The 26,198-nt window shown below is 55.4% G+C and carries 27 protein-coding genes; 8 read left to right on the top strand and 19 right to left on the bottom strand.

Features of this window, described 5'->3' with window-relative positions; all coding sequences use genetic code 11:
* Positions 1 to 20 precede the first annotated feature (20 nt).
* Positions 21 to 722 (bottom strand): DNA-J related domain-containing protein, encoded by a 702-nt coding sequence (locus tag MRBBS_RS11510; RefSeq protein WP_041635270.1) that lies wholly within the window; start codon positions 720 to 722, stop codon positions 21 to 23.
* Between the two features lie 128 nt (positions 723 to 850).
* On the opposite strand from MRBBS_RS11510, the gene ttcA reads away from it, so the two are divergent.
* A complete protein-coding gene (ttcA, locus tag MRBBS_RS11505) occupies positions 851 to 1,765 on the top strand; it encodes a tRNA 2-thiocytidine(32) synthetase TtcA (RefSeq protein ID WP_014871692.1) in 915 nt (304 codons plus the stop codon).
* Positions 1,766 to 1,780: 15 nt separating this feature from the next.
* On the opposite strand, the gene MRBBS_RS11500 is transcribed toward ttcA, so the two are convergent.
* The 9 genes from MRBBS_RS11500 to ccoN all read right to left on the bottom strand — a co-directional run bounded on the left by MRBBS_RS11500 (position 1,781) and on the right by ccoN (position 10,575).
* A complete protein-coding gene (locus MRBBS_RS11500; protein ID WP_014871691.1) occupies positions 1,781 to 2,482 on the bottom strand; it encodes a sulfite exporter TauE/SafE family protein in 702 nt (233 codons plus the stop codon).
* Entirely contained in the window at positions 2,482 to 2,793 is a 312-nt protein-coding gene (gene ccoS / locus MRBBS_RS11495; RefSeq protein WP_014871690.1) for a cbb3-type cytochrome oxidase assembly protein CcoS, read from the bottom strand. The genes MRBBS_RS11500 and ccoS overlap by 1 nt, the downstream gene beginning before the upstream one ends.
* Positions 2,794 to 2,832: 39 nt before the next feature.
* Complete coding sequence (locus tag MRBBS_RS11490) at positions 2,833 to 5,286, bottom strand: heavy metal translocating P-type ATPase (RefSeq protein WP_041635269.1); 2,454 nt, start codon at positions 5,284 to 5,286, stop codon at positions 2,833 to 2,835.
* A complete protein-coding gene (locus MRBBS_RS11485) occupies positions 5,283 to 5,786 on the bottom strand; it encodes a FixH family protein (RefSeq protein ID WP_014871688.1) in 504 nt (167 codons plus the stop codon). The genes MRBBS_RS11490 and MRBBS_RS11485 overlap by 4 nt, the downstream gene beginning before the upstream one ends.
* Positions 5,787 to 5,840: 54 nt before the next feature.
* A complete protein-coding gene (gene ccoG / locus MRBBS_RS11480; RefSeq protein ID WP_014871687.1) occupies positions 5,841 to 7,268 on the bottom strand; it encodes a cytochrome c oxidase accessory protein CcoG in 1,428 nt (475 codons plus the stop codon).
* 176 nt (positions 7,269 to 7,444) lie between these two features.
* Positions 7,445 to 8,335, bottom strand: a complete 891-nt coding sequence (ccoP, locus tag MRBBS_RS11475; protein WP_041635268.1) for a cytochrome-c oxidase, cbb3-type subunit III — start codon at positions 8,333 to 8,335, stop codon at positions 7,445 to 7,447.
* Entirely contained in the window at positions 8,332 to 8,517 is a 186-nt protein-coding gene (locus MRBBS_RS11470) for a cbb3-type cytochrome oxidase subunit 3 (RefSeq protein ID WP_014871684.1), read from the bottom strand. The genes ccoP and MRBBS_RS11470 overlap by 4 nt, the downstream gene beginning before the upstream one ends.
* Before the next feature lie 4 nt (positions 8,518 to 8,521).
* Complete coding sequence (gene ccoO, locus MRBBS_RS11465) at positions 8,522 to 9,130, bottom strand: cytochrome-c oxidase, cbb3-type subunit II (RefSeq protein ID WP_014871683.1); 609 nt, start codon at positions 9,128 to 9,130, stop codon at positions 8,522 to 8,524.
* Positions 9,131 to 9,144: 14 nt separating this feature from the next.
* Positions 9,145 to 10,575, bottom strand: coding sequence for a cytochrome-c oxidase, cbb3-type subunit I (ccoN, locus tag MRBBS_RS11460; protein ID WP_041635267.1), 1,431 nt, complete (start codon positions 10,573 to 10,575; stop codon positions 9,145 to 9,147).
* Between the two features lie 209 nt (positions 10,576 to 10,784).
* On the opposite strand from ccoN, the gene MRBBS_RS11455 reads away from it, so the two are divergent.
* Complete coding sequence (locus MRBBS_RS11455; protein ID WP_014871681.1) at positions 10,785 to 11,495, top strand: alpha/beta family hydrolase; 711 nt, start codon at positions 10,785 to 10,787, stop codon at positions 11,493 to 11,495.
* A 14-nt stretch (positions 11,496 to 11,509) separates the two neighbouring features.
* Here the strand turns inward: MRBBS_RS11455 and MRBBS_RS11450 are convergent, their stop codons facing one another.
* Positions 11,510 to 11,800: an antibiotic biosynthesis monooxygenase family protein gene (locus MRBBS_RS11450; RefSeq protein WP_014871680.1), complete on the bottom strand. Its 291-nt coding sequence runs from the start codon at positions 11,798 to 11,800 to the stop codon at positions 11,510 to 11,512.
* A 97-nt stretch (positions 11,801 to 11,897) separates the two neighbouring features.
* Here MRBBS_RS11450 and tusA point away from each other — a divergent pair, with 97 nt between their 5' ends.
* Complete coding sequence (tusA, locus tag MRBBS_RS11445; protein WP_014871679.1) at positions 11,898 to 12,137, top strand: sulfurtransferase TusA; 240 nt, start codon at positions 11,898 to 11,900, stop codon at positions 12,135 to 12,137.
* A 12-nt stretch (positions 12,138 to 12,149) separates the two neighbouring features.
* Here tusA and dsbD read toward each other — a convergent pair whose 3' ends face one another.
* Complete coding sequence (gene dsbD, locus MRBBS_RS11440; RefSeq protein ID WP_014871678.1) at positions 12,150 to 14,081, bottom strand: protein-disulfide reductase DsbD; 1,932 nt, start codon at positions 14,079 to 14,081, stop codon at positions 12,150 to 12,152.
* A 191-nt stretch (positions 14,082 to 14,272) separates the two neighbouring features.
* Between dsbD and MRBBS_RS11435 the strand changes: the two genes are divergently transcribed.
* The 3 genes from MRBBS_RS11435 (at position 14,273) to pdxB (ending at position 17,610) form a co-directional block, all read left to right on the top strand.
* Complete coding sequence (locus MRBBS_RS11435) at positions 14,273 to 14,911, top strand: elongation factor P hydroxylase (RefSeq protein WP_014871677.1); 639 nt, start codon at positions 14,273 to 14,275, stop codon at positions 14,909 to 14,911.
* Positions 14,908 to 16,299, top strand: a complete 1,392-nt coding sequence (locus MRBBS_RS11430) for a DEAD/DEAH box helicase (RefSeq protein WP_014871676.1) — start codon at positions 14,908 to 14,910, stop codon at positions 16,297 to 16,299. The genes MRBBS_RS11435 and MRBBS_RS11430 overlap by 4 nt, the downstream gene beginning before the upstream one ends.
* Before the next feature lie 144 nt (positions 16,300 to 16,443).
* Complete coding sequence (pdxB, locus tag MRBBS_RS11425) at positions 16,444 to 17,610, top strand: 4-phosphoerythronate dehydrogenase PdxB (protein ID WP_014871675.1); 1,167 nt, start codon at positions 16,444 to 16,446, stop codon at positions 17,608 to 17,610.
* Between the two features lie 110 nt (positions 17,611 to 17,720).
* Here the strand turns inward: pdxB and MRBBS_RS11420 are convergent, their stop codons facing one another.
* From MRBBS_RS11420 to MRBBS_RS11405, 4 genes are all read right to left on the bottom strand, one after another.
* Positions 17,721 to 18,062, bottom strand: coding sequence for a hypothetical protein (locus MRBBS_RS11420; RefSeq protein ID WP_014871674.1), 342 nt, complete (start codon positions 18,060 to 18,062; stop codon positions 17,721 to 17,723).
* Positions 18,063 to 18,152: 90 nt separating this feature from the next.
* Complete coding sequence (locus MRBBS_RS11415) at positions 18,153 to 19,046, bottom strand: LysR family transcriptional regulator (protein WP_227497662.1); 894 nt, start codon at positions 19,044 to 19,046, stop codon at positions 18,153 to 18,155.
* 118 nt (positions 19,047 to 19,164) lie between these two features.
* Positions 19,165 to 20,046: a protease HtpX gene (gene htpX, locus MRBBS_RS11410; protein WP_014871672.1), complete on the bottom strand. Its 882-nt coding sequence runs from the start codon at positions 20,044 to 20,046 to the stop codon at positions 19,165 to 19,167.
* Positions 20,047 to 20,134: 88 nt separating this feature from the next.
* Positions 20,135 to 21,349 (bottom strand): pyridoxal phosphate-dependent aminotransferase, encoded by a 1,215-nt coding sequence (locus tag MRBBS_RS11405; RefSeq protein ID WP_014871671.1) that lies wholly within the window; start codon positions 21,347 to 21,349, stop codon positions 20,135 to 20,137.
* Between the two features lie 267 nt (positions 21,350 to 21,616).
* Here MRBBS_RS11405 and MRBBS_RS11400 point away from each other — a divergent pair, with 267 nt between their 5' ends.
* The gene (locus MRBBS_RS11400; protein ID WP_014871670.1) at positions 21,617 to 22,099 is read left to right on the top strand and encodes a glutathione peroxidase; all 483 of its coding nucleotides are present in this window, start codon (positions 21,617 to 21,619) and stop codon (positions 22,097 to 22,099) included.
* Between the two features lie 8 nt (positions 22,100 to 22,107).
* Here the strand turns inward: MRBBS_RS11400 and MRBBS_RS11395 are convergent, their stop codons facing one another.
* Positions 22,108 to 22,881, bottom strand: coding sequence for a hypothetical protein (locus MRBBS_RS11395; RefSeq protein ID WP_014871669.1), 774 nt, complete (start codon positions 22,879 to 22,881; stop codon positions 22,108 to 22,110).
* 107 nt (positions 22,882 to 22,988) lie between these two features.
* Between MRBBS_RS11395 and MRBBS_RS11390 the strand changes: the two genes are divergently transcribed.
* Positions 22,989 to 23,969 (top strand): LysR family transcriptional regulator, encoded by a 981-nt coding sequence (locus MRBBS_RS11390; protein ID WP_014871668.1) that lies wholly within the window; start codon positions 22,989 to 22,991, stop codon positions 23,967 to 23,969.
* Between the two features lie 62 nt (positions 23,970 to 24,031).
* Here MRBBS_RS11390 and MRBBS_RS11385 read toward each other — a convergent pair whose 3' ends face one another.
* Together MRBBS_RS11385 and MRBBS_RS11380 are read right to left on the bottom strand one after the other, a co-directional pair.
* Positions 24,032 to 25,024 (bottom strand): GNAT family N-acetyltransferase, encoded by a 993-nt coding sequence (locus MRBBS_RS11385; RefSeq protein WP_014871667.1) that lies wholly within the window; start codon positions 25,022 to 25,024, stop codon positions 24,032 to 24,034.
* Between the two features lie 19 nt (positions 25,025 to 25,043).
* Entirely contained in the window at positions 25,044 to 26,195 is a 1,152-nt protein-coding gene (locus tag MRBBS_RS11380; RefSeq protein WP_014871666.1) for a cupin domain-containing protein, read from the bottom strand.
* Between the last annotated feature and the right edge of the window lie 3 nt (positions 26,196 to 26,198).

The raw sequence follows: 26,198 nt of genomic DNA, 5'->3' as shown, positions 1-26,198 counted from the left end.
ACGCTGCTTACCGCAGCGACTTAGTCGCGCCCGCGATAGTGCTGTCTGATAACGGCAAAGGCTGCGTTAAGTTTCTGGATTTGCTCGGTGCTGCCGCCTCTGTCGGGGTGCGCCTGCATGACGGCACGGCGAAAACGCTGTTTTACCTCGTGAAAACAGTCTGGCAAAGGCCTGTCGCCATAGCCCAGACAGTTAGCGGCTGCGGCAACCTCCGATGTGTCGTGATAATGATTGGCACCCCGATGACCGGCGTAGAAGTTGTCAAGCATGGCGTGGATCTGCGCTGTGGATAGCCGGTATTGATTCAGATCCAGATAGAATGCCCGCAAAGAATCTGCCTGGGCTAGCGGGCTGTGGTCAGACAGCTGGTGCCGAGGCTCTTCGGAGCGGTTTTCAAGGCGGGTCAGCATGGGTGATATCGCCAGGGTTTCGCCGTCTTCTGCCAATTGATCGCGCAGCGTATAGAGGGTGTGAAACAGCAAGAAGTGAACCTGGTATAACCGCTCGGGTTGATCGAAGTGCACCTCACCCAGAAGTTGCCAGGGTGACTGCTGCAGTTTTTTGATCAGGGTATATTCACTCAGCCCGCCAGATGCTTGGCGTAGCTCGTGCTCCAGAGCAACTTGCAGGTGAGCTATGTGGCTTTGCAGAGCCTCATGAGGCCGAGAATCACCAGGGTGGGTAATGGCGCCGGGCTGTTTGGGTGTTGAGGAGTTGGTCATGACTTTATGGTAGAGCAAACAAGGGTCCGCCTGCCAGCCTGATGGCACCTATGTGGTCCTGTGTCAGTGTTAACAGCGGAAGGTGACGGGTATAATTCGGCCTAACATTTTCCAACGTTGAAGCTGCTATGCACCCAGTAACCGATGCGCAAAAACCCGACGCGCGGCACGAGCAACAAAAACTGCAGAAGCGTCTGCAACGGGAAGCCGGGCAAGCGATTGCGGACTTCGCGATGATCGAGGCCGGCGACAAAATTATGTGTTGCCTCAGCGGCGGGAAGGATTCCTATGCGATGCTGGACATTCTGCTGAGCCTGCAGAAAAAGGCACCGGTGCGCTTTGAAGTGATTGCGGTCAATCTGGACCAGAAACAGCCAGGTTTCCCGCAGCATGTTCTACCGCAATACCTGCAGGACATGGGCATCGAATACCATATTATCGAGCGCGATACGTACAGCGTCGTTAAAGACAAAATTCCCGCCGGCAAAACCACTTGTGGTTTGTGCTCACGCCTGCGGCGGGGGATTTTATATGCCTTTGCCGAGGCCAATGGGGTCACCAAAATTGCTCTTGGCCATCACCGTGACGATCTGCTGGAAACCTTGTTTCTAAATATGTTCTACGGTGGCAAACTCAAGTCGATGGCGCCGCTGCTCCGCAGTGACGACGGCCGGAATACGGTTATCCGACCGCTGGCTTACTGCCGCGAGAAGGACCTCGAGCGGTTCGCCGAGCTGCGAAACTATCCCGTCATTCCCTGCAACTTGTGCGGCTCTCAGAAAAATCTGCAACGCCAAGTGATAAAAGACATGTTCAAGGTTTGGGATGAAGAGCACCCCGGACGTCTGGAAACCATGTTCAGCGCTTTGCGTAACGTAGAACCGTCACATCTGGCAGACCCGCAGTTATACAATTTTGCTGACAATTCTAGAAAGTCGGCGCCGCGCTCTGTTGCTCCGAATGGCGCCGCAAAGAAGGGCGTTACGTCGGTTTCAGGCAAGGCTGCGGAAGAGTTCGGGCGCCTTGACGTCCTGAATCTGTGACGCTGCAGGTTCTGGCTAGTGTCCGCCACCGGTGCCCAGCAATGCCATCAGCGGCAGGGTCCAGACCCCGAACACAATCAGCATCACGCCGCTGAACCTACGGAACAACCGGTGGCTTTGCAGTCCGCGCACCCAGCGCGCGGCATAACCGGTGGCCAGCATAGAGGGCAAGGTGCCAAGGCCAAAGAAAAACATGGTCAGTGCCGCTGAGGGCACGGTTGGCTGCAGTGCTGCCCAGCCAAGAGTGCTGTACACCAGGCCGCAGGGCAGCCAGCCCCAAAGCGCGCCCAACGCCAGTGCCTGCAAGGGGTTATGCACCGGCAGCAGTTTGTGGGTTAGCGGCGACAGTTTTTTCCACACCGGCGCCCCCAGTTTTTCCACGTAGCGAATGCCCTGCCACCACTGCGCCATGGACAGCCCCATAAAAATCAGTAGCAGCCCTGCCAGAGTGCGTAATACTAACCCCATAGACGCCCATTGGCTTGCCGCCGAGGTGCTCAATAATGCCACCAAGGCGGCAATTAGCGCATAGCTACCAATGCGCCCGCCGTTGAACGCCAGCAGCGTTAGTGTCTGGCGCAGGCGAAACCCCTGGCCTACTGGCATGGCCATGGACAGCGACGCACTTATTCCACCACACATGGCCAGGCAATGAGTGCTGCCGAGAATGCCAATCAGAAACGCGCTGGGATAGCTAAGGTAAAGTTCGCCCGCCATCAGGTGCTGCTATTGCCACGATTGCTGGCCGCTTCATCGGCTTTCGATGGATCTGCGTCAGTTTCGGTTTCGGTTTCGGTTTCGGTGTTGGTTTTCGGCTCGCCTTGCACATCACTGGCGCTGCGCCGGGTTTTTTCCAGCCCGGTGATGGCGTCTTCCGGAATCAGGTCTTTGTCGTCGTCATACAGAATGCGGTGGGCGGGCCCTTCGAGGTCGTCATACTGGCCGTTTTTGACCGCCCAGTTGAACAAAACAATGCCACCAGTGACCAGCATCAACATTATTGGCACAAGCACCACAACAATTTCCACAATGCACTCCCGGAGTTTGGGGTTAAAAAAATCAGGCTATCAGGGTAACGCTATGCTACTCAATAATGGCCGTGACTCGCGCGCGGGCGTTGGCATGTTGCCCAGTCGCAGCGCGTTTAATACCACCACCAGAGAACTGGCGGACATACCGATGGCCGCCAACCAAGGTGGCACCAGGCCTGCCGCCGCCAAAGGCAGCGCGGCAAGATTGTAAATCAGTGCCCACCACAAGTTCTGGCGAATAACCTTGCGGGTCTGGCGACTTGTGGCCAGACCTTCCACCAGTTGCATCAGTTGGCCATTGAGCAGAACGGCGTCGGCTTTAAGCTGGGTCAGATCTGCCGCCGAGCCCATGGCCACAGACACCCTGGCACCGGCCATAGACGGCAAATCGTTCAGGCCGTCGCCCACCATCATAATCTTGCAGCCTTCGGCATTGAGTTTTTGTAACACCGCCAGTTTGTCTTCTGGCGAGGCCTGGCCAATGGCTTCACCAATACCCAGCTGCCGCGCAATCTGCTGCACGTGTCCGGAGCGGTCACCGCTGAGCAACAGGGTGCGAATGCCGAGCTCGTGCAGGGCCGCAATGGCGTTGGCCGCATCGGCACGGGGTTGGTCGTCAAGCTGGAAGCGGGCCAGCCATTGCTGGTCTGAGGCCAGCCAAATGGCGATACCTGTGCATTCAGGCGCTTCTGGCAAGGCCAGGCCGCTGTGCTCGGCAACAAATTGTGGATGGCCGATGTACAAAGTTTGGTCGCCCCAGTGGCCAGACAAACCGCCGCCCAGGTAATTTTTGACGTTGCTGACCTGGGCTTTTGGCAAATCGTGAAACACCCTGGCAATGGGGTGCTCAGAAAACGCTTCCAGGCCGGCGGCCAGGCGCAGGCACTGGTCAGCATCCAGAGTGCCAGCGCTGTGCTGGCTCAACAGACTGAGTTCACCACGGGTCAGAGTGCCGGTTTTATCAAACACCACGGTATCGACATCGTTCATGGACTCAAGGGTATGACCGCGGGTGGGCAGCAGGCCCAGTTTGCGCAGCTTTACGGTGGCTGCTGTAATGGCCGTGGGCGTTGCCAACGACAACGCGCAGGGGCAAGTAACCACCAGCACTGACAGAGTAATATCAAACGCGTTATCGGCGCCGTACCACCACCAGCCCAGCCACACTAGCGGCGCCAGAATCAACACTCGGCCGACAAATTTGCCAGCCATCTGGTCGGCCATGCGGGCTGCCTTGGGTTTTTCTGACTGCACTCTGTCAAGCACCCGCAGAATACTCGAAAGGCGGGTTTGCGCGCCGGCACTCACCACTTTGATATCCAGCGGGTTTTCGCCATTAACGCTGCCAGCGTGCACGGTATCCCCGGGTATTCGGGTTTCCGGAAGATACTCACCGGTTAACGCGGCTTCGTTGAGGGTAGACTGGCCGCGAAGTATTTCGCCGTCGACGGGTAGCGTTTCGCCCGGGCGAATGCGCACCACGTCGCCGGCTTTCAGGCTGTGGGTGGCAACAATGCTGGTTTCACTGTCTTGACTGCTAACAAGTGTAGCTACTCTGGGCTGAAAGCCCACCAGAGCGTTACCGGACAGGCCGGCACGATAACGCGCCTGAACTTCAATATAACGGCCCAGCAACAAGAAAAAGGTGAACATGCATACCGATTCAAAATAGACTTCGTCGCCGCCCATTACCGTTACCCAGGCGCTGGCGCCGAAGGCCAAGCCGATGGCAATAGCGACCGGCACGTCCATGGTCAGGTGGCGGCTCCGAAGGTCGCGGCTGGCGTTCTGGAAAAACGGTTTGGCACTGTAAAACACCACCGGGGTGGCGACTAGCAGGCTGAACCAGCGGAAGAAGCTGATAAAATCCGACGATAAGCCGCTGACCATCTCAAAATACATGGGAAACGCCAGCATCATGCTCTGGAACGAGCCAATGCCCGCCACGGCCAGGCGGATCAGCATAGAGCGATGTTCTACTTTTAGTGCACTTTCTACTTCGTCTGCGTGGTAGGGCCGGGCGGTATAGCCCAACTGGTGCACCGCTACCAAAAGGTCGCTGAGCTGAACCTGATCTGAGGCCCACACCAGTCGCGCGCGTTGGGTGGTGTAGTTGACGGTAAACGACAGCACTCCGGCCTGTCTCTGCAGGTGGTTTTCAAGCAGCCAGATGCAGGCTGCGCAGGTAATGCCGCCAATTAAGATCTGGGCTTCCTGGCCGGCTTTTACCGGGCTGACAAACGATTGTTGAACTAAAGGATGGTCAAGTTCGCGCAGGCGCCCAAGTTCGGCGTTGGTCAGTTGTCGCGGAGTAATAGCGGGTTCTGTACGAAAATCGTAGAACCCGGTCAGGCCTTCCCGATGGATGGTTTCACAAACGGCTTTACAGCCCTGGCAGCAAAAGAGCCTTTGTTGGTCATCCAATAGCAGGGTAATAGGCGGCTCACCGTTTGCCGGCTCGCCGCAGTGGAAGCAATTCAAGAGGGTCACTCTGTGATCAAGCCCGCTTTCAGCCTGAGTCCCTTCTCTGCTGGCAGCCAGGCTTCGCCTTTCAGTCGCCATTCGTTGGTAGGCCCGCGCAAATCGTAGTACCAGCGCCCTTCGATGTTTTCATTCATCTGCGCCGTATAGTGGCCCGCGCTCTCGCGGCGGAACTGTAGCACCCGATCGTACTTGTCCAGGGTAGGGTGAAACAGGTTCAAAACCAGATACGGAAAATCCTCGGTGGAGGTCAGGTCCAGGGACAGTTGGCGACCATTAAACTGGATGTCGGCGGCCAGTTTCAGTTCGGTGGCTTTGTCGTCACGGGCTAATTCAAGGTTGATACCCCGACCTTCCTTCGAATAGTCGTCTGACACCATGCTGTCTTCCATGTTAACGGCAACGACCAACATGGTCATACTCCACGTAATGGCGGCCAGTGGAGCGATGGTCAAAAACCAGAACCAGGGCTGGCGGTACCAGGGTGCAACGGGTGTTTCAGCGGTCATATAGTTATGTCTCGGTGTTAAATTCAAACGCGGTGCGTTGCGGCTCAATCGCCGCTAGCGCGTTGGACCGACAAATCGGCTTTCAGTTTCAAGCGTCAGAACAATTTCGTCATCAGAAACGGCGGTGAAGACAATATCGCTGTTGCTTTGGCTAATAGATTCCGGCGGAACGTCCACCACGGTCGGCAGCGAGTATTTTTCGCCGCTTGTCACGGTGATCTGGGTCGGCGTCAGAATCTGGATGTCGTCCATGCCACTTACGCTCAGGGTGAAGATTTGCGTTGCTTCAGACATATTGGCCAGCTTCAGGGTGTAGGAATTTTCGATCCGGCCCTGGCCGTTAAAGCTGAACAGTGCACCACGATCTCGCAGCACATCTAATTGCGCTGGAACCCGGCTGGCTACCGTGTAGCCCATAGCGCAAAACATGAGCGCTAGCATAAAGCCGTAACCGAAGGTGCGCGGGCGCAGTAGCTTGGAGGTTTTTCCTTCCAGCTCGTTTTCGGTGGTGTAGCGAATCAAACCTCGCGGATAATCCATCTTGTCCATGATGTCGTCGCAGGCATCGATGCACAGGGCGCAGCCGATACACTCGTACTGCAGGCCGTCACGAATGTCGATACCGGTCGGGCACACCTGAACGCACTGGCCGCAGTCGATGCAGTCGCCCAGGCCGACTTCATCGGGTTTGACTTCTTTCCGGCGGCCGCCGCGGGGTTCGCCACGATTAGGGTCGTAGGACACAATACGGGTGTTGGGGTCAAACATAACCGATTGGAAGCGTGCGTACGGGCACATATACAGGCATACCTGCTCGCGCATCCAGCCGGCATTCAAGTAAGTGGCGATGGTGAAAAACGCCACCCAAAAGTAAGCCCAGCCATTGGCCTGCAGGGTAAAAAGATCGACAACCAGCTCACGAATTGGATAAAAATAGCCAACGAAGGTCAAACCCGTTGCCAGCGCAATGAGCAGCCAAATGAAGTGTTTGGCGGTTTTCTTTGCGACTTTTGAGGGGGAGTTGGGCGCTTTGTCGAGCTTCATACGCTTGTTGCGGCCACCTTCGATGCGTTCTTCCACCCACATGAAGATAAAGGTCCATACCGTTTGCGGGCAGGTGTAACCACACCATACGCGACCTAAAAGGGTGGTGATAAAAAACAGACCAAAAGCACTGATGATCAGCATGCCTGACAGTAGAAAGAAGTCTTTCGGGAAGAAGGTAGCACCGTACAGGTGGAATTCGCGGGCTGGCAGATCAAAGTGAATCAACGGATCACCGTTCAGCGTCAGCCAGGCGAACAAAAAATACATACCCATCAACGCCAGTAGGCTGAATGTGCGGATACGCTGGAAAAAGCCTTTTATTTCTTTGACATAAATCTTGTTGCGACTTGCGTAAAGGTCAACAGATTCAGACCCCTTCTTGCTGGAAGACTCGTTCGCCGGGTCAATTTGTTGTACCGGAATCTTAGTGCTCATCGATTTCTCCGATGAAGGGATGAAGGTAAGCGGGGAGCAGGGCGCGAGGGGTCCTGGGAGTGAATGCTTGATTTGTCTCAGGTGGATTACTTGTTTGATCACTTCAAGTCTGTGCCCGCCAGCGGCAGACACAGAGTTGAAAAGACCAAGCCGGAGCGAGCTCCGGCTTGGTCTTTTCAGTCCGACATGCTGTAAACGTAGGCGGCGAGTATCTGAATCTGATCTTGAGATAAACGACCACTCTGCGAGGGCATTTGGTTTTGCCGACCGTAGACTACCGTTTGACGGATCCAGTCGAAGGTAGAGCCGTACAGCCACACGTTGTCAGTCAGGTTGGGCGAACCCAGGGCTTGCATACCCTTACCGTCGACACCGTGACACGCCGTGCAGGCCTGCATGAACACTGCCTTGCCAGCTTCAACAGACGCTGGATCTTTGGCGCGGCCACTGAAGCTCAACACGTAGTTGACCACCTGATCGACTTGGGTGTCGGTCATGTTGGGCATTACGCCTTTGGCCGGCATAGCGCCCATGCGACCGTTGTTCAGGGTATGCAGAATGGCTTCCGGTGAGCCACCGTACAGCCAATCAGTGTCGGTCAGGTTAGGAAAGCCTACTTGGCCGCGCGCCGCAGAACCGTGGCACACTGCGCAGTTGTTGGCGAACAGACGTTGGCCAAGCTTCATGGCGTCGTCTATTTTGGCCAGCTCGGGTACCGCTGTTTGGCCATACTGTGCGTAGATCGGGCCGTAAAGCGCGTCTGCTTCGGCAACTTCTGCTTCCCACTGGTTGACAGAAGTCCAGCCCAGCAGGCCCTTGTAGTTACCAAGGCCCGGATAGAGCGCCAGATAGCCCAGCGCGAACACAATGGTGGACAGGAACAGATAGAACCACCACTTCGGCAGCGGATTGTCATATTCTTCGATGCCATCGAAGGAATGACCCATAGTACGGTCGGTTTCCACATCGGAGGTCTGGCTTTTGCGAGTCGAAAGCAACAGCCAGGTACACCCGAAAATAGTACCAAGCACGATGACCGTGACCCAAATGCTCCAAAAGGTACTCATTGTTTTTTCTCCATTTTTTCCCGCTCAAGAGTACGCTGTTCGACTTCGTCGTCATCAAATGGAAGGTGCGATGCCTCTTCGTTCGCCTTCTTGCGGTGGGCGCTGAACGCCCACCAGATGATGCCGATAAACATCGCCATTATGATCAGGGTATGAATGCCGCGTAAGTCGTTAACGTCCATTAGATCACCGTTTGTTTGGAAGCACGGTGCCAAGCTGCTGCAGGTATGCAAGCAAAGCTTCGATTTCAAACTTGCCCTCTACTGAGGCGGCGGCTGATGCGATTTGTTCGTCGGTGTAGGGAACCCCCAAGGTTTGCAGCCCCATTAGCTTGGCAGCAGTACCTTCGTGGTTGACAAGATCTTCGAACAGCCAAGGGAATGCTGGCATGTTCGATTCGGGAACCACACTGCGCGGGTTATACAGGTGCTGGCGCTGCCAAGCATCGGAATAACGACCGCCAACGCGGGCCAGGTCAGGACCGGTACGCTTGGAGCCCCACAGGAACGGACGGTCGTAAACGAACTCGCCCGCAACGGAGTAGTGGCCATAGCGCTCTGTTTCCGCACGGAACGGGCGGATCTGTTGGGTGTGGCATACATGGCAGCCTTCGCGAATGTAGATGTCACGACCTTCCAGTTCCAGCGCTGCCAGAGGTTCCAGGCCATCGATGGGTTCGTTAACGCTCTTCAGGAAGAACAACGGAAGCACTTCGGCTAGAAAGCCACCACTGATAGTCAGCAGGATCAAGACAATCATCAGGCCAAGGTTTTTTTCAACTATTTCATGTTTCATCTAATATCTCTCCGTTACGCTGCCTGGGTTGCGGCGTTATTCTCGGCAACGGCGTCTTTCTGACGGACAGTCATGTAGACGTTGTAGGCCATAAACAGCATGCCGCTCAGGAAGATTACACCGCCCAGGAAACGGACGAAGTAACCCGGGTAAGAGGCTTCCAGAGCTTCTACAAAGCTGTAGGTCAGGCTGCCGTCTTCGTTAACCGCGCGCCACATCAGGCCCTGCATAATGCCGTTGACCCACATAGAGACGATGTACAGAACGGTGCCTACCGTGGCCAGCCAGAAGTGAACGTTGATCAGGTTCGTGCTGTGCATCTCTTTCACGCCCCAGAGTTTTGGAACCAGGTGATACATAGCGCCAATACTGATCATGGCAACCCAGCCCAGAGCACCGGAGTGCACGTGACCAATGGTCCAGTCTGTGTTGTGTGACAAGGCGTTAACCGTCTTGATCGACATCATCGGGCCTTCGAAGGTAGACATGCCGTAGAACGACAAGGATACCACCAGGAAGCGGAGGATAGGATCGGTACGCAGTTTGTGCCATGCGCCGGACAGCGTCATCATGCCGTTGATCATACCGCCCCAGGACGGCGCAAGCAGAATCAGAGACATAACCATGCTGGCGGTCTGGGCCCAGTCTGGCAGGGCAGAGTAGTGCAGGTGGTGACCGCCGGCCCATACGTAAGTCGCAATCAGCGCCCAGAAGTGAACGATGGACAAGCGATAGGAGTAAACCGGACGACCAGCCTGTTTGGGAACGAAGTAGTACATCATGCCCAGGAAGCCTGCGGTCAGGAAGAAACCGACGGCGTTGTGACCATACCACCATTGCATCATGGCATCGGTAACACCGGCATAGGCCGAGTAAGACTTAAACGCGCTGACCGGCATAGCCAGGTTGTTACCAATGTGCAGAACAGCGATGGTCAGTATGAAGGCACCGTAGAACCAGTTAGCCACATAGATATGCGGTGTGCTGCGTTTGGTAATTGTGCCAAAAAATACCAGAGCGTATACCACCCAAACGATGGTGATGGCGATGTCGATCGGCCATTCCAGCTCGGCGTACTCTTTAGAGGACGTAAAGCCCATTGGCAGAGTGATAGCCGCTGAGACGATAATCGCAGTCCAACCCCAAAAGGTGAAGGCTGCAAGCTTGTCAGAAATCAAGCGCGCCTGGCAGGTGCGCTGAACGACATAGTACGACGTTGCAAACAACGCACTTCCACCAAAGCCGAAAATAACGGCGTTGGTATGCAGCGGCCGTAGACGGCCGAAGTGGGTAAACGGTAGGTCGAAATTGAGGGCCGGCCAAACCAGCTGTGCTGCAATTAGCACACCCAGAGCCATGCCAACAATTCCCCACACGACCGTCATGATGGCGAACTGCCTTACCACCTTATAGTTGTATGTCAGGTTCGGATTCAACGTGCTCATAGCCTTACCATTGGGTTAGAAAGGGGTTTATGCGGACGTAATTATGAGGAAAGCATTAGGCCTTTGCAATGATTCAGGTCAACTCCTGACACGCATAAAAAATGGCGGAAATAGATGTGCGGCAAGGAGTTAAGTAATTAGGTGGTAATCTGGATTGACTATTTTACCATTGTACCTACGCCACTTAACGTGACTCTTCGGAAAGAAATATGAACAAAAATACATGGTTGCCCAGCGTTGGTTTCTACGATGCTCCCACGATCGCTATGGTGGTTGCTCACGGTGCCGGGTCGCCGGCGGATTCTGACTATATGGAACAACTGGTAATGGCGTTGAATGACGTAGGTATTTCTAGCATCAGGTTCGAGTTTCCCTACATGCAACAACGCCGCTTTGACGGACGCAAACGCCCGCCCGACCGGCAGCCGGGCTTACTGGACAGCTTCGCTTTGGCTCTTGAACGAGCAAAAGAGGAGTTGCCGCCGGATTGCTTTGTGATGGCTGGCGGAAAATCCATGGGCGGGCGTATGGCCAGCTTACTGGCTCAACCGGCCAATATAAGGAAAGGTTCTGACCCGAGTTTTAATAGCAACCTGCTAAAGAGCAGTCTAATAGACGCAGTGGTCTGTTACGGCTACCCATTTCATCCGCCGGGTAAGCTTGATCGCTGGCGTACTGAGCACTTGGCGCACATTACCTGCCCGCTGCTGATTGTTCAGGGCACTCGTGACCCGTTTGGCAAACCGGCAGAGCTTGAAGCTCAAAGCGCCGCTCTGGCTAACGGGGAATTGCGTTGGCTGGAGGGTGGCAATCACGACTTTCAACCCTTGGCGCGCCAGCCAGAAATCCAGAACGATTTAATTCGCCAGGCGGCGCAATTGACTCGGCAATTCGCAGACAGAATCATCGCTGAACGCTGACTCTTATCGGGTAATCAGGATCCGTTCTGTTCGAGTATGGTGATTATTTCCTCGCGATCCATCATCGGTATCAGTTCTGCCATCAGTTCTTTGCGTTCTTTAGATCGGTACCATCGGTCCCAGTGACTGACCGAGCTCCAATTCGAAAGTATAAAGCGGTTGTTTGGATCGTTTCGATTGCTTAGGGCTTCGCCGGATATAAAGCCCGGGGCAGCAACCGCATTTTGCAAAACCTTGCGCGAGCGTGTTTCGTAAGCGACTTCCAGGGATTCGGCAATGTGCCGTTCAATTAATACTCGGATCATGGCGAGCCTCGGTTGTTGTGGTTCGAATTCTGGTGTCCAATACCCATTAAGTTAACAGATTTAAAGGTTGAATCGACCCATTCTCAGGAGCTAAACCGTGGAAAACCCAGAATTTGACGCAGAACTCGATGCTCGGGGCCTGTACTGCCCGGAACCTGTAATGATGCTGCACAGTCGTATTTTAGACGTGCCGGCGGGCGGCATTCTTCGGGTAACGGCAACCGACCCTTCCACTGTGCGGGACATTCCCCGGTTTTGTCAGTTTCTCGGCCACGAACTTCTGGCTCAGGACCAACCTGATGGTGAGTTCCATTTTATGATTCGCCGCGGCGGCTGATGTTTAAGACGTTTAGCCGCGAGTATCAACGCCGTTTAGGTGTTGCAGAAATTCGCCACGGTTCATCTCACCCAAAATACGTTGGTGACCGATTTCCTGACCACCGATGTTGTAAAACAGGATGCCCGGCGGCCCGAACAGGCCTAGCTCGTCCAGTAGGGCCTGCTGCTGCGGCGTGTTAGCCGTCATATCAAGCTGTATCAGACTGTAAGGCGCCAGGGCTTGAACAACCTCGGCGTCGCTGAACACGTTGCGTTCCATCACCTTGCAGGCAATGCACCAGTCGGCGTAGAAATCCAGCAGTGCGGGTTTGCCAGCGGCTTGTGCTTGTTGCAAAAGTTGGCGTATCTGCTGCGGTTCGCTGGTGCGCTGAAAGTTGGCGTGGCTAGCCGCACTGCCGGCACCGCTACCGGGGTTGCCAGCTGTGAACGGCGCCAGCGGCTGCAGCGGATCGTTGGCACCTGCCAGTGCACCTGCCAACAGAGCCATACCCCAGGCAAATACCACCAGTCCAAGCCCTTTTCGGGTGCGCTGCCAGCCCGCTTTGGCGGCGTCGAAGGCGCCCAGTTGAACGCCCACCAAGGCAATCAGCAAGCTCCACAGAGTCAGAGTAAGCGAGGGCGCAAGCATCCGTTCCAGCAGCCAGATAGCAACGGCTAGCAGCATAATGCCGTAACCGTGCTTGACCGTTTTCATCCATACGCCCGATGTCGGCAGAATTTTGCGCCCACCCACCGCCACAGCAATCAACGGCGCGCCCATGCCCAGGCCCAAGGCCAGCAGCGCCAGACCGCCGATGACCGCGTCTTGGGTTGCAGAAATGTACAAAAGGCCGCCCGCCAACGGGGCCGACACGCAAGGCGATACCACCAGCGCCGACAGCGCGCCTATGCCAAACAGGCTGGCAATGCGCCCGCCGGACAGGTTTTGGCTGGCATTGCTGAGCGGATTGCGAATAAACGCCGGTAGCTGTAATTCAAAAACGTCAAACATGGCCAGCGCAAACACAATAAACAGCGCGGCAAAAACGCTTAATACCACGGGCGACTGGAGTTGTGCTTGCAGGTTAAAGCTGGCCCCCAGCAAACCGGTCAGCACGCCGGCTGCGGCGTAGGTCAGCGCCATGCCCAACACGTAACTAGAGGCAAGCACCAGAGCATGGGCGCTGGAGCGGGTATTCTGGCCAGACACCAGTGAGGCAATAATGGGTATCATGGGCAGCACGCAGGGAGTAAACGTCAGCCCCAGGCCCAACAGGAAAAATACGCCAACGATCAGCCAGTTTGGCTGCTGGCTCATGAAGCCGGCAAGCCCACTGGCACTGCGAGTATCAGACACAGCGTTCGCCGGGTTGGGGCGGCTGTTGCTGGCGTCAGAGGTGGCATTGGAATTGATTGCCTCGCCTGGCGCAGCGCTGCTTAAGCCATCACTGTTGGCGTAAAATAGCAGGTCGCGGGTTTGCGGCGGGTAGCACAAGCCGGCACTGGCGCAGCCTTGATAGCTGACCTGAAGCTCGGCTTCGGTGACCCCGGCGAGCAACCGGATGGGTTGCCGAGCCTGGATAGGGTCGTAAAACACCGCCATTTCACCAAAAAACTCGTCGTTGGTGATAACGCCCGGGCGTTCAAACTCAAGCTCCCCGAGGTTAATGCCCGCGCTGACCGGGGTTACGGCAATTCGGCTCTTATAAAGATAGTGTTCCGGGGCAATGTCCCATTCTAGTATGAGCGCGTCACCGTCGGTGCGGTAACTAAAAGGCAACGCCTGATCGACAGGAAGAAAGTCACCTTGGCCAGCGGAACTGCCGCCAAAAAAGCTTGAGAAGGTGGCATCCTGTTGCGCGGACGCGGTGTTGTGCGCCAGCAAAAAAACCATCAATGCGACAAGTGCGCTTAGCTGGCAAAAAGCCCGAGGGCGTTGCCGGACTGTAGCAGTAACAATCATGTTGAGCCTTTATTGCAAACGAATGAGTGAAAACCAACAGCGGTGTAGAGGGTAAATGTTACGCCAAGTTCCCCGGGTGTTTGCCGGTACAGCATTTTGTACCTTGACGCAGGCTCAAGATCACGCTGGCATTGGGGCTGTTAAAGCCGCACAATAGTGGCCCAATGATGCACTGTGCAAACGATATTATCATGCTATTTAATGGTTTGTTCGGTCAGCCTTGCCAGACTGTTCTGGTGCGTGGCGACAACGAACCGGAATATTTGCCTGCTGGCCCGGGCCCGGCACAGGTGATCTTTGCCCATGGCTATTTTTCCAGCGCCTTGCACGAAATCAGTCATTGGTGCATTGCCGGTGAATACCGCCGCACACTGCAAGATTACGGCTACTGGTATTGCCCTGACGGTCGTAGCCGTGAGCAGCAGTTCGCTTTCGAACAGGTTGAGGTAAAACCCCAGGCTTTGGAATGGCTGTTTGCTTTGGCCTGTGACGGGCGCTTTCATATCAGCGTTGACAATCTGGCGGGGCAGGGCGCGGCCGACCAGCAACTGTTTGCCAGCCGGGTTGCTTACCAGGCGATAGCGTATCTTGCACCGGATGCTGCTGATGCTGCTGATGCCGGTGTGAGTGGATTTGAGAATAGACCCCTGAGCGGCTTTAACAGCAGCATACCCTGCCGTGCAGCGAATTTTTTACACGCGCTAATGCGTTTTTATGGAACCGAGGGCTCGCTTACAGAGGCCTTGCAAAAAGATGCACGGCGAGTTGCGCCATTATGGGCGGCTGTCGGTTCTGACTCCCGGAATACCAAGGACACCGAAACCGTATGACCATTGATAATAATCCTACCGACAGCAACCCGACGTCTGCTGCTGACAACAACATCTCCAGTGCTAGTGACAGTCCCGTTATTGACAGTCCTACTGTTGATCGCAGTCATACCTCTGATTTGCGTTTTAGCGACTTGAATCTGGATCATCGCCTGCAGCAGGCCATTGCCGCCATAGGCTTTGAGTACTGCACTCCGATACAGGCTGAAACCCTGCCTTGGACCCTGGCCTGCCAGGACCTGATCGGCCAGGCTCAGACCGGCACCGGCAAAACCGCCGCGTTTCTGATTACCGCGATCCAGACCATGCTGGAAACCCCGATTGAAGACAGCAAGCGTTTTGCCTCGGAGCCGCGGGTTCTGGCGCTGGCGCCCACCCGTGAATTGGCGATGCAAATCGCCAAAGACGCCGAGCAGTTGTGTGCCCATACCGGCCATAAAGTCGTGACCGTGGTGGGTGGTATGCACTACGACAAGCAGCGTGATCAGTTACAGAACGAAGTCGTGGATATTCTGGTGGCAACGCCGGGCCGGCTAATCGATTTTCTGGGGTCTCAGGACGTGTTTCTTGACCAAATCGATATTCTGATTCTTGACGAAGCCGACCGCATGCTCGATATGGGCTTTATTCCGGATGTTAAGCGCATCATTCGCAAGTGTACGCCAAAGGAAGATCGTCAAACGCTGCTGTTCAGCGCGACGTTTAACCAAGATGTACTGAATCTTGCCTCTATGTGGACCCAAAGCGCCGAGTTTGTGGAAATTGAGCCGGAACAGAAAACCGCCGAGCGGGTTGAACAGACCGTATACTTGGTCGGCGATGATGAAAAACTGAGGGTGCTGGTGAATTATCTGAAGCGCCCGGAAGTGGACAAGGCGCTGGTGTTCGCCAATCGCCGTGACCAGTGCCGTGATTTAGAAGAAGACCTGCGCAATCAGGGGGTCTCTGTTTCGCTGATGTCTGGCGAGATTGCCCAAGCCAAACGCCTGAAAACCCTTGAGCAGTTCAAGGCCGGCAGCATTCAGGTGCTGGTGGCTACAGACGTCGCAGGCCGTGGTATCCACGTTAATGGCGTAACCCATGTGTTCAACTATAATCTGCCAGACAACGCCGAAGATTACGTACACCGTATCGGCCGCACCGGTCGTGCCGGCAGCACCGGCGTGTCTATCAGCTTTGCCGGCGAAGACGACTCTTTCGCCCTGCCGGCGATTGAAAAGTACATCGGCCAGAAGCTTGCTAACGAGGTTCCAGACGAAGCGTTGATGGTGCCGATGGACAACGCTCCGATCGCCCGTAAACGCGGTCGTCGGCCACAGGGCACGCGCCCGACCGGTAACCGTAGCAGTGGCAACCGCAGTGGCAATAGCCGGCCGCGCAGAAGCTGATTCAGGCGCACTTATAGAAAGACCTGATCACAGCTCTGATAGAGACGCTGGGCACAAAAGCTCAGAGATAACGTTTAAGACACAAGGTTTGAAATACAACGGTTTAGACCCATACCAGTTTAGATAAAAAGGCGGACGACCGGCATGTTGATTGTTGCAGACGAAAACATTCCGTTACTGGACTCGTTTTTTTCCGATTTTGGTGACATCCGCCGGGTCAGCGGCCGAGAGCTCAGCCCAGACCAGGTGCGCGACGCCGATGTGTTGCTGGTGCGTTCGGTTACCCGGGTAAATCGCGACTTGCTGGAAGGCAGCCGGGTGCGTTTTGTGGGTACCACCACCATTGGTACCGACCATGTTGATCAGTTCTGGTTAGAATCTCAGGGTATCCATTTTTGCGCCGCCCCCGGCTGCAATGCCAACAGCGTGGTGGAGTACGTTCTGGCTGTGGCTTCGTTGCACGCCTCTAGGCGCGGGCTCAGCAACTGGGCGCGCCAGAGTGTTGGTATTGTGGGGGCTGGCAACGTTGGCGGGTTACTGGCGCAAAGGCTGGAACGCTTGGGCTTTACCGTTGTTCTGTGCGATCCGCCCAGGCAGCAGGCCCAGTTCGACGGGTTGGACGAGTCAAGCGCGACCGAGTTTTCCAGCCTTGAGCAGGCGCTTGAGTGTGACATGGTAACGCTGCACACTCCGCTAACCCGCGAGGGAGAGTACCCAACCTATCACCTGTTGGGGGCGCAAGAGCTTGCGATACTCAGGCCCGATCAGCTATTGATCAACAGCGGGCGTGGTGAAGTGATCAACAACGCCGATTTGCTTGCCCGTCTGCAGCAACCCGATGCGCCCACGGTGGTGCTGGACGTGTGGGAAAATGAACCCAACATAGACCCGCAGCTGCTGCAGCAGGTTTGGTTGGGCACGCCGCACATTGCCGGTTACAGCCTTGAAGGCAAAGTGCATGGCACCGAAACCATATACCGGGCGCTGTCTCGCTTTCTTGGCTTGCCCGTGCGCAAACAGGCAGGCCAGTATTTGCCCCAGCCGCCCTTAAGTAAGCTGGCATTCACCAGCAACGCCGGCGATGATGCGATACAGCAGGCTTTGCATAACTGCTACGATCCGCGCCGTGACGACGCCCGTTTACGGCTGAGCATGGCGGGCGACGAGCAGCAGCGCGCCCAAGCCTTTGATCGGCTTCGCAAGGAATATCCGGTGCGCCGTGAATGTTCCAGTTTGAAAATCCAGCTTAAAGGCAGCAGTAAATCCATGGGAGAGCAGTTCCGCTCTCTGGGGTTCAAAGTCAATATCTGACGTCCGCTATACCGCGCACAACCAAAACAGGCCCATTAAGTCCTGTTCTGGTTTTGTGAAAGTCGAATCCTGCAGGCCAATCCCGACGGCCGCTGTTTAAAAGAAGCGCCTTAGCGCGCAGCAGCCAAAGGTTCGGCGTGCACTTCTCCCTTGGTCAGCATCTCGCCGGTAGCCGCCCCTGACACTTCGAACACGTGATAAGCCTCGGCGCCCAGAGTGTCGATGGCGGTGTCTACATAGTTGTAGTGAATGGGTACCGGTTCTCCTGAAAACGTCACAACGAATTGTCGCACCACCGTTGCAATGTCAACACTCAACGGCTGTTCAACCCACAGGTATACGCACTTGTCGGGCACTACGTATTCGCAGCGCACCGCTCTGTAGCCTTCTCGCAATTTCAGGGTGTTGATAACCTTACCGCCTTCAAGCCGAAACTTATGGATCGTTTTCATGATCGCCACTCCTGGTGTGGTGCACGTTGCATGGTGTAAGACTTGATCATCCATTAATTACGGCTCGAAAAAAATAAAGTTTCTTCGGCTTTATACATCGGAATTTCCGATGCTATTCACGATGGCCATAGGTCCTTCAATAATAGCCTGCACCGCGGCATCGTGGCTGCCGTGATCGCGGGTGATAGCGAACAGCGTGTCCTGAACCTCGTTAATGGTGGCAATGTGGGCAACCTGATATTGCCGGCATACTTCGTCGCAGATCACCGTAGGTGCAGCGAAATAGCCTACACCCTGGTGGCCGAAGACTTTGATCAGGGCGCTGTCGTCAACTTCTGCCACGACATTGACCGCGATGTTGCGACTGGCAAACCAGTTTTTCAGCTCAGTGATGTAAGGTGCATCCAGAGAGGTGGCCAAAAACGGCTGATGATTCAGGCTTTGGGGAAAATCACTGGCCAGACGTTGGGCCAGCTCGGGTACCGCAAACAGCGACATGGAGGAGCGACCTAATGCGTAGCAGCGCACCTGGGGCGCGTCTTTATCCGCAGGCGGGCGGTCGCTGAGTATGACGTTAAGAGAGCGCTGGTGCAGACATTTCAAAAGTTGTGAGAGGTCACCGGTCTGGCAGCGCAGCTTTACAGTACGCGGCAATTCCAGCGCCGGTTTCAGCAAACGATAGGCGATCAACTTATGAATCGAGGCGCAGATACCCACGGCCAGCCGCAGCGGGCGATCCTCGGCAGGCTTGATCACCAGATCAGACAGTGCCTGTGCAGTCTTGAACATTTCGTCGGCGTAGCTGAACACGGTATGTCCAAAATCGGTGAGTTGCAAAGCCCGGTTGGCGCGGTGGAACAGAGCACCGCCTAGCTGTGCCTCCAGGCTTGACAGTTGGCCGCTGAGCGTTTGCGGTGTCAGCTCAAGATGATCGGCTGCGGCTACCACAGAACCCAGGCGGGAAATCACCCAAAAATAATGCAGATGGCGAAGATTCAGATTGTTCAGAGTTGCCTCCGCGGTAAGGGTCAGGTTTTGGTACGCATCAAACGCCTGAGAATGTCTTCCACGTCTATCAGCATTGGCAGTACACGATATTTTTTTAAAGCTTGGCCTGCTGTAATGCCTCGATGCGCCGTTCTAGCGGCGGGTGGGTCATGAACAAAGCACTCAGGCCACTCCGATGGCCCCGGTTGATGGCAAACGCTTGCAGGGTATCGGGCATCTGGTCTGGTACCTGGCTTTCTTGTTTTAGTCGTCCCAGGGCACTGATCATGGCTGCGCGGCCGGCCAGTTGAGCGCCGGCGATGTCGGCGCGAAATTCCCGGCGGCGAGAGAACCAGAACACAATGGTGCTGGCCAGAATGCCTAAAACAAGCTCAGCCACCATGCTGACAATAAAGAAGCCCATACCGTGGCCGCTTTGATTCTTGAACACCACGCGGTCGACAAAGGAGCCAATAACCCGCGCTGCGAAAATAACAAAGGTGTTTACCACGCCTTGAATCAACGCCAGGGTCACCATGTCGCCATTGGCTACGTGGCCGATTTCATGGCCCATCACAGCGCGAACCTCGTCTTTGCTGAACCGGCTGAGCAGGCCCTCACTGACCGCCACCAACGCTTTGTTTTTGTTCCAGCCGGTGGCAAAAGCGTTGGACTGACTGGCGGGAAAAATGGCCACCTCAGGCATGCCAATACCGGCGTTTTTGGCCAGCTCCGCCACGGTTTCGAGTATCCATCGCTCCACCGGTGTGCGCGGTGTGTCGATCACCCGGGCTTTGGTGCTCCATTTCGCCATTGGTTTTGAAATCAATAGCGATATAAGAGAGCCGGCAAAGCCAAATATGGCCGCAAACACCAGCAGAGAGCCGTAATCAATTCCGTTCTCGGCCAGATAGTTGTCTACGCCTAGTAATCTCAAAGTGAAACTGGCTACCAGGATTACCGCTAGGTTGGTGGCCAGAAACAGCAGTATTCTCATAGCTTCCTTCTCTTGTAAATGAACCCGCGCCTGCGAATGTGCCCATAAAAAAGCCTGTGAATCAGGCCGGCCAAAAGAGGTGACAGCCTTACTGCTTGTATTGTTCCAGGAATCGCCCCAGGCGGCCCACGGCATCGGCCAGAGTGTCTTTGCGCGGAAGGAAAACAACCCGCAGATGCTGTCTGTCTTTTACATTAAAAGCGGAACCCTGCACCAGCAGTATCTTTTCCTGAATCAGCAGGTCCAGTACCAGTTTCTCATCGTTGACGATGGGGTAGCGCTTGGGATCCAGTCTGGGGAACAAGTAGAGTGCACCCTGAGGCTTTACGCAACTAACGCCGGGAATGTCGTTGAGCAATTCCCACGCCGCCTGGCGCTGCTCGAACAGGCGGCCGCCAGGAATCACCAGATCGTTGATGGATTGGTAGCCACCCAAAGCTGTCTGGATGGCCAGCTGGGCTGGCACGTTGGCGCACAGGCGCATGTTCGAGAGCATTTCGATGCCCTCAACCAGGTCGGTGGCTTTGTGTTTGGCGCCGCTGATGATCATCCAGCCGGATCGATAGCCTGCAGCACGATAATTTTTCGACAGGCCGTTGTAGGTGAAAAATAGCACGTCATCGGCGAGGGACGCGGTAGAAACGTGCTTCACGTCATCGTAAAGAATTTTGTCGTAAATCTCGTCAGACAAAACGATCAGGTTGTGGGCCCGCGCCAGTTCAATCACCTGGTGCAACAGCTCGGTGGAATAGACCGCGCCGGTAGGGTTGTTGGGGTTAATCAGCACAATCGCCCGGGTGCGTTTGGTGATTTTGCGGCGGATGTCATCAATGTCTGGAAACCAGCCTTGCTGTTCATCGCAGTGATAGTGCACGGGCTTGCCGCTGGAAAGCGCTACCGCGGCGGTCCACAGCGGGTAGTCAGGGGCCGGAATCAACACTTCGTCGCCGGTATTGAGCATGGCTTGCATAGACATCACGATCAGTTCGCTGACCCCGTTACCCAGGTAAATGTCATCAATGTCGACTTTGTCGATGCCGCGCTGCTGGCAATAGTGCATGACCGCTTTGCGTGCGGAAAACAGGCCTTTGGATTCCACATAGCCCTGGGCCAGGTGCATGTTGTAGATGACGTCTTGCTGAATTTCTTCAGGTACATCAAGCTCAAAGCTGGCCGGGTTGCCGATATTCAGCTTCAGTACGCGATGGCCTTCTTCTTCCAGGCGCCGCGCTTCACGCAGAACCACGCCGCGTATGTCGTAGCACACATTGTCCAGTTTGGCGGATTTGTGATAATTCTGCATGCCCAGTCTATCCTTTCTTTAGCGTGTGTTGCGGCGAATAAAAAATCAGGATGTCGCGGTCTATTCTAATGGAGCGGGAGCCCTGAACAACAGTTGAATTATGATGAATAGTGCCAGCGTCCCGTCTGGCTATTCGCCAGACGGGACGCTGGGTTACGGCAGATTCCGCGGTTGCTTGTGAAATAGTAATCTGCCCGCAGGCTGGCAACGAGTGCTAAACTCGGTGCCCCAGTATTTCACCGTATTTCAGACAGAAGGAACAACGCGATGGCCGGCATATACGATTTTGAAGTAGCAGACATTCGCGGTAACGCCCAGAGCATGGCGGTTTACCAAGACAAAGTCTTGCTGATTGTGAACACCGCCAGCAAATGCGGTTTCACGCCACAGTTTGAGGGTCTGCAGTCGCTTTACAGCGACCTGGCTGATCGGGGCCTGGAAGTGCTGGGTTTTCCCTGCAATCAGTTCATGAATCAGGATCCGGGCAGCCACGACAGCATCGGACAGTTTTGTTCACTGAACTACGGAGTCAGCTTTCCGATGTTTGCGAAAGTTGAGGTAAACGGCGATAACACACATCCGCTCTACCGCTATCTGAAGCATGAGGCCTCGGGGCTGCTGGGGTCCGAGCAAGTAAAGTGGAATTTTACCAAGTTTCTGGTGAATCGCGACGGCACAGTGCTCAAGCGCTACCCACCCACCACTAAGCCTGCCGATATTCGTGCTGACATCGTAAAGGCGCTGGGTTAGTACCCCTCTTAATCGTCGTAGTTGGTTTTTTTCTTCCAGTTGTCGTTTTCCAGAAGGGTATCCCACTCTTTATCCTGCTTGCGGTGCGCCTCAAGGCTTGCGCTGTCGGTTTCTGTGCCGGTCAGCGCTTCCAGTTCTTTGATGCGGATGCGGAAGCTTTTCACGGCTTCTATGGCCACGGGATTATCCGCAGATTTGCCCATTTCGGTGCTGGCCAGATGGTATGCGTGAATGGCTTTACGTATTTCGTTCTGGCGCATACAATCCCGAGCCTGAAAAACAAGCAGATCAGTCTGGGTTTTGTGTACCAAAAACAGCACGTATTTCAGGTTCTTCTGCGCTGTGGCGGCGTCTAGTCGGCCGGCCTCGTGCATCGCCTCTAACATGGCGAACAGGCTTTGCAGTAGGTCTTTGACGGCGGTCGCTTTTTGCGGTAAATCTATGGGCATCTGCACTGTTTTGTCTGCACCGTCGCGTATCTGTTGCTTCAGCAGGACCAGCGCATCGCGCCGTTGATCAATGGGTAGGGCTGTGTTCAGGGTTGCGAGGCTATTGCAACTGTGTTCCATTTGTTTGATAAGGATCAGCTTCAAATCACTGCTCAGATACTGGCCCGGCAGTTCCGATAGCAGCCGATTGGCGAGTTTGTAGTTCTTTTCCAGCATGGCAATGTGGCGAACGCGCTGAATGCGGGCTTTTTCACGCAGGTGGCTGATGGTAACCACCGTAATCGCAATGGCAACCACGGCTATTAATAGCAGAACAAGTGTTGAAGGTTTCATGACGTACGACGCGACTCCATAGGCAAGCTAGCGCAGGTTTAATAGTAAAAAAAGGGTATCAGAAATAGCTTCCTAAGAATGTTTTTAAATGTGAAGGAGAGCAGGCCTTGGATATTTCCCGCGTTGACCTGAATCTGCTGGTATACCTGGACGTGCTGTTGCGAGAGTGCAATGTAACCAAGGCAGCCAACCATCTGGGCATTACCCAGCCCGCCATGAGTAACGGCTTGAGACGGTTGCGCCAGTTGTTTGGTGACCCCCTGCTGGTGCGCACCAGCGAAGGCATGACCGCCACTGAAAGAGCCCGGGAGTTGCAGCCAGTGGTGCGTTCGATTGTGTCCAGCATCGAGCAGGTGATGCAGGATAAAACCCCGTTTTCCGCGATTAACAGCCAGCGTGTGTTTCGTATTATGGCCAGTGACTACGCTGAGTCCTGCCTGATGCCGCGAGTACTGCGGCGGATACGTCAGGAAGCTCCGCAGGTAACTCTGGATGTACTAACCCCCAGCGACGTCAGTTTTCTGGATGTGGAGCAGGGCCGGCTGGATATGGCCATCAACCGCTTCGACAAGATTCCCCAGTCGTTTCACCAGAAAACCCTGTGGAGCGAATATTTTGCTTGTTTGATGAATGCTGAAAACCCGATTTTGAAACAATCTTTTGTCCTGGAAAGTTATCTTCAGGCCAGTCACATCTGGGTCAGTAAGACCGGGTTTGGCGTGGGGGTAGGGGTGAACCCAAAAGACGTGCAGCGCCTGGGCTGGGTTGATGAAGCCCTGGCCAAGATTGGCCATAAACGGCAGATTTCAGTGTTTACCCGCCACTATCAAGTGGCCATGCTCTTGGCCGAGCAACACGATCTGATTGCCACGCTGCCATCACGGGCGGCCTGGCTCCAGCGCGACAACCCGCACCTGGTGTTCAAAGTGCCGCCCTTCGATATTCCGCCGTTCGATTTGAAAATGGCCTGGAGCCCGCTGCTGCAACACAACGCCGACCACCAATGGTTGCGCCGGCTGATCGCCGAGGTGGCTGAAGAAGTAGACGCAGAGTTTGCCGAGTTCGGCACACCCTTCGAACGCGGCTGATTCAAAAGATGGCGCACCTGCGGTCACGTTAAATGCTAGAGCGCCGGCGGCTACGTTGAATGCTAGAGAGAAAGCACCCGTAATTCTGTCGACTGCTGGCTGGTGTTCCACATTTGCAAGAAGCGCTCTTCCAGGCGTTTTACCCGCCCGCGGTCGGAAAAGTTGGCGAAACCCTGGCTGCCGCCAACTCCATGTCGATAAAGCACACCTTGGCGGTCGGCCAGCAAAAAGGGTTCTTTTTCGGGTGGGTTTGCATCGCTTACCAGCCGAAGTTCGATGTGGCTGGGCAACCGTCGCATTAACTCAACCAGCCCGTGCTGGCGTTGAGTCAGGGCTTTGTCATCTTCAATCAGTAGGCGCACATCGCTAAGCCTATGGCGCCTGGCTATTTGCGACACCAACTCGCAAAAGCGCGGCTGGCCGTAAAGGTCAAAGTCCAGCGAGTTGTCGTACAGCCATAATCGCTGCCGCGCCTGTCCCGCTAAGCTGTGCATCAGCTCTACCAGTTGCCGTGGCTGCTCGAACAGCCAGCTGCGCGAATCGTCGCCAAGGTTCATTGGGTATTTGCGAATTCCAGGCCGTTTCTCGACCGGTTCCGCCGCCAGGTCTTCGGCCAGCACCGAAGGCGCCAGGCAGCGCATATCAAAATGCGCTATGCCGGCATCGTCATATTGGTCTGAACAGAGGTGGAAACCGGCACGCCGATAAAATTCGACAGCGTGCTGCTGCGCCGACAGTTGCAGCTGAGAGTAGTGTGCCGCGCCTTGGCAGATCAGATGCTGCAACAGTGCCTGGCCAATCCGTTGGCCGCGGTATGGCGGCAACACCGCCATACGTCCGATGAAGCCAGTGGCACCCGGAATGCCATACAGGCGCGCCGTGGCGGCGGCTTTATTGCCATCCACCACCACCAGAAAGTGTTCGCCGCTTTGGTCGGTGGCGTCCCATTCCAGCTCCGGTGGCACGTTCTGCTCCTCAACAAATACCCGCTGGCGGATGCCTCGGATTTGCGGCGGCGCGCTGTTCCAGTTGTATTTCCGAATGCGCAAATTCATCAAAGCCCCGTGCGGCCGTTTATTCGAAATAGACCGAGCCCTGATTGTACAGATTGGTGAGCAGCCCAAGTATCGCGTCGTCTTCGGCAAATTCTGCCAAAGCCTTTGTGTCAACCCGCACGCCAGCGCACAACAGCGGCGCAAACGGGCGAGCATCGCCTCGCAACAGGTATTGCTCGCCGTCTACAAACAGTGCGGTTTCGTTGTCCAGTTCATGAAAGGCAAAGCGAGACCCTTCGTTCCAGCGAACCTGTTCACCGGCCTGTATTGCGGCTTGAAGGTCTTCGCTGGCGGCAGGCTCATCGGCGGGTACCACCGTTTCAGCGCTCTTTGGAGCGGTGGCAAATTGGCCAAACCACAGTGAGAGATTGCGCCGGTCGCCTATTTTTTCCTGTATCAGGGCTTCCAGGCGGTCAATGACCACCGGTGCGATGGTGCCGGGATTGTCCTGCACCACTAGATCCGGGTCGTTCATGTGTTCGGCCGCATTGGGCTGGTTGCACAGGAAGTCGGTAAAGCCGGTGAGCAAATCGTCGACTGTGGGCGCGCGAAAGCCCACTGACAGAGTAATACAGTCGCCTTCGGCTACACCGTGATGGCCGATGGCAGGCGGCAGGTACAGCATGTCGCCCGGCTCTAAAACTACGGTTTCCTCGCCCTGCCAGTCACTTAGAATACGCAGAGGTGTGCCTTCCAGGCGCGGCGACTTAGAGCTGCATTCACCGCCAAACGTCCAGCGCCGGTTGCCCCGGGCCTGCAGCAGGAACACGTCATACTGATCGTAATGGGGACCTACGCTGCCGCCTTTAGGCGCGTAGCTGGCCATAATGTCGTCCAACCGCCAGTTGGGTACAAAGCGGAATTGCTCCAGTAAATCGGCGACTTCCGGCACCCAGTGGTCAAGGCCCTGCACCAGCAGGGTCCAGTTTTGCTCTGGAAGCTTGCTGAAACGCTCTTCGGTGAACGGGCCGTTATGTACTTGCCAGGGTTTCCCGGCATCATCTTCAATCACGATGCGCGACTCTACGGTTTCTTCGCAGGCCAACCCAGCCAGCTCGTCGGCCGTTACGGGGCTTTCAAAGCCGGGAAGCGCCTGGCGGATAACCAGAGGCTTTTTCTGCCAGTAGTCTCGTAAAAACTCTGCAGAGGTTATTCCGCCAAGCATGTCCATGGT

Source organism: Marinobacter sp. BSs20148 (assembly GCF_000283275.1).
In the GTDB taxonomy this organism is placed as follows: domain Bacteria; phylum Pseudomonadota; class Gammaproteobacteria; order Pseudomonadales; family Oleiphilaceae; genus Marinobacter; species Marinobacter psychrophilus.
The sequence above is the reverse complement of the archived record's forward strand: the minus strand, read 5'-3'. Positions and strand labels throughout refer to the sequence as shown.

What these genes read in the sequence shown, in the direction of transcription:
- pdxB (WP_014871675.1), top strand. Translation starts at nt 16,444, where the DNA reads ATGTTGATTGTTGCAGACGAAAACATTCCGTTACTGGACTCGTTTTTT.
- MRBBS_RS11385 (WP_014871667.1), bottom strand. Translation starts at nt 25,024, where the DNA reads ATGAATTTGCGCATTCGGAAATACAACTGGAACAGCGCGCCGCCGCAA.
- MRBBS_RS11420 (WP_014871674.1), bottom strand. Translation starts at nt 18,062, where the DNA reads ATGAAAACGATCCATAAGTTTCGGCTTGAAGGCGGTAAGGTTATCAAC.
- MRBBS_RS11510 (WP_041635270.1), bottom strand. Translation starts at nt 722, where the DNA reads ATGACCAACTCCTCAACACCCAAACAGCCCGGCGCCATTACCCACCCT.
- MRBBS_RS11500 (WP_014871691.1), bottom strand. Translation starts at nt 2,482, where the DNA reads ATGGCGGGCGAACTTTACCTTAGCTATCCCAGCGCGTTTCTGATTGGC.
- ttcA (WP_014871692.1), top strand. Translation starts at nt 851, where the DNA reads ATGCACCCAGTAACCGATGCGCAAAAACCCGACGCGCGGCACGAGCAA.
- ccoP (WP_041635268.1), bottom strand. Translation starts at nt 8,335, where the DNA reads ATGAGTACCTTTTGGAGCATTTGGGTCACGGTCATCGTGCTTGGTACT.
- MRBBS_RS11400 (WP_014871670.1), top strand. Translation starts at nt 21,617, where the DNA reads ATGGCCGGCATATACGATTTTGAAGTAGCAGACATTCGCGGTAACGCC.
- MRBBS_RS11485 (WP_014871688.1), bottom strand. Translation starts at nt 5,786, where the DNA reads ATGACCGCTGAAACACCCGTTGCACCCTGGTACCGCCAGCCCTGGTTC.
- dsbD (WP_014871678.1), bottom strand. Translation starts at nt 14,081, where the DNA reads ATGATTGTTACTGCTACAGTCCGGCAACGCCCTCGGGCTTTTTGCCAG.
- MRBBS_RS11380 (WP_014871666.1), bottom strand. Translation starts at nt 26,195, where the DNA reads ATGGACATGCTTGGCGGAATAACCTCTGCAGAGTTTTTACGAGACTAC.
- MRBBS_RS11430 (WP_014871676.1), top strand. Translation starts at nt 14,908, where the DNA reads ATGACCATTGATAATAATCCTACCGACAGCAACCCGACGTCTGCTGCT.
- ccoO (WP_014871683.1), bottom strand. Translation starts at nt 9,130, where the DNA reads ATGAAACATGAAATAGTTGAAAAAAACCTTGGCCTGATGATTGTCTTG.
- ccoN (WP_041635267.1), bottom strand. Translation starts at nt 10,575, where the DNA reads ATGAGCACGTTGAATCCGAACCTGACATACAACTATAAGGTGGTAAGG.
- MRBBS_RS11395 (WP_014871669.1), bottom strand. Translation starts at nt 22,881, where the DNA reads ATGAAACCTTCAACACTTGTTCTGCTATTAATAGCCGTGGTTGCCATT.
- MRBBS_RS11450 (WP_014871680.1), bottom strand. Translation starts at nt 11,800, where the DNA reads ATGATCCGAGTATTAATTGAACGGCACATTGCCGAATCCCTGGAAGTC.
- ccoG (WP_014871687.1), bottom strand. Translation starts at nt 7,268, where the DNA reads ATGAGCACTAAGATTCCGGTACAACAAATTGACCCGGCGAACGAGTCT.
- MRBBS_RS11455 (WP_014871681.1), top strand. Translation starts at nt 10,785, where the DNA reads ATGAACAAAAATACATGGTTGCCCAGCGTTGGTTTCTACGATGCTCCC.
- MRBBS_RS11470 (WP_014871684.1), bottom strand. Translation starts at nt 8,517, where the DNA reads ATGGACGTTAACGACTTACGCGGCATTCATACCCTGATCATAATGGCG.
- MRBBS_RS11405 (WP_014871671.1), bottom strand. Translation starts at nt 21,349, where the DNA reads ATGCAGAATTATCACAAATCCGCCAAACTGGACAATGTGTGCTACGAC.
- MRBBS_RS11435 (WP_014871677.1), top strand. Translation starts at nt 14,273, where the DNA reads ATGCTATTTAATGGTTTGTTCGGTCAGCCTTGCCAGACTGTTCTGGTG.
- htpX (WP_014871672.1), bottom strand. Translation starts at nt 20,046, where the DNA reads ATGAGAATACTGCTGTTTCTGGCCACCAACCTAGCGGTAATCCTGGTA.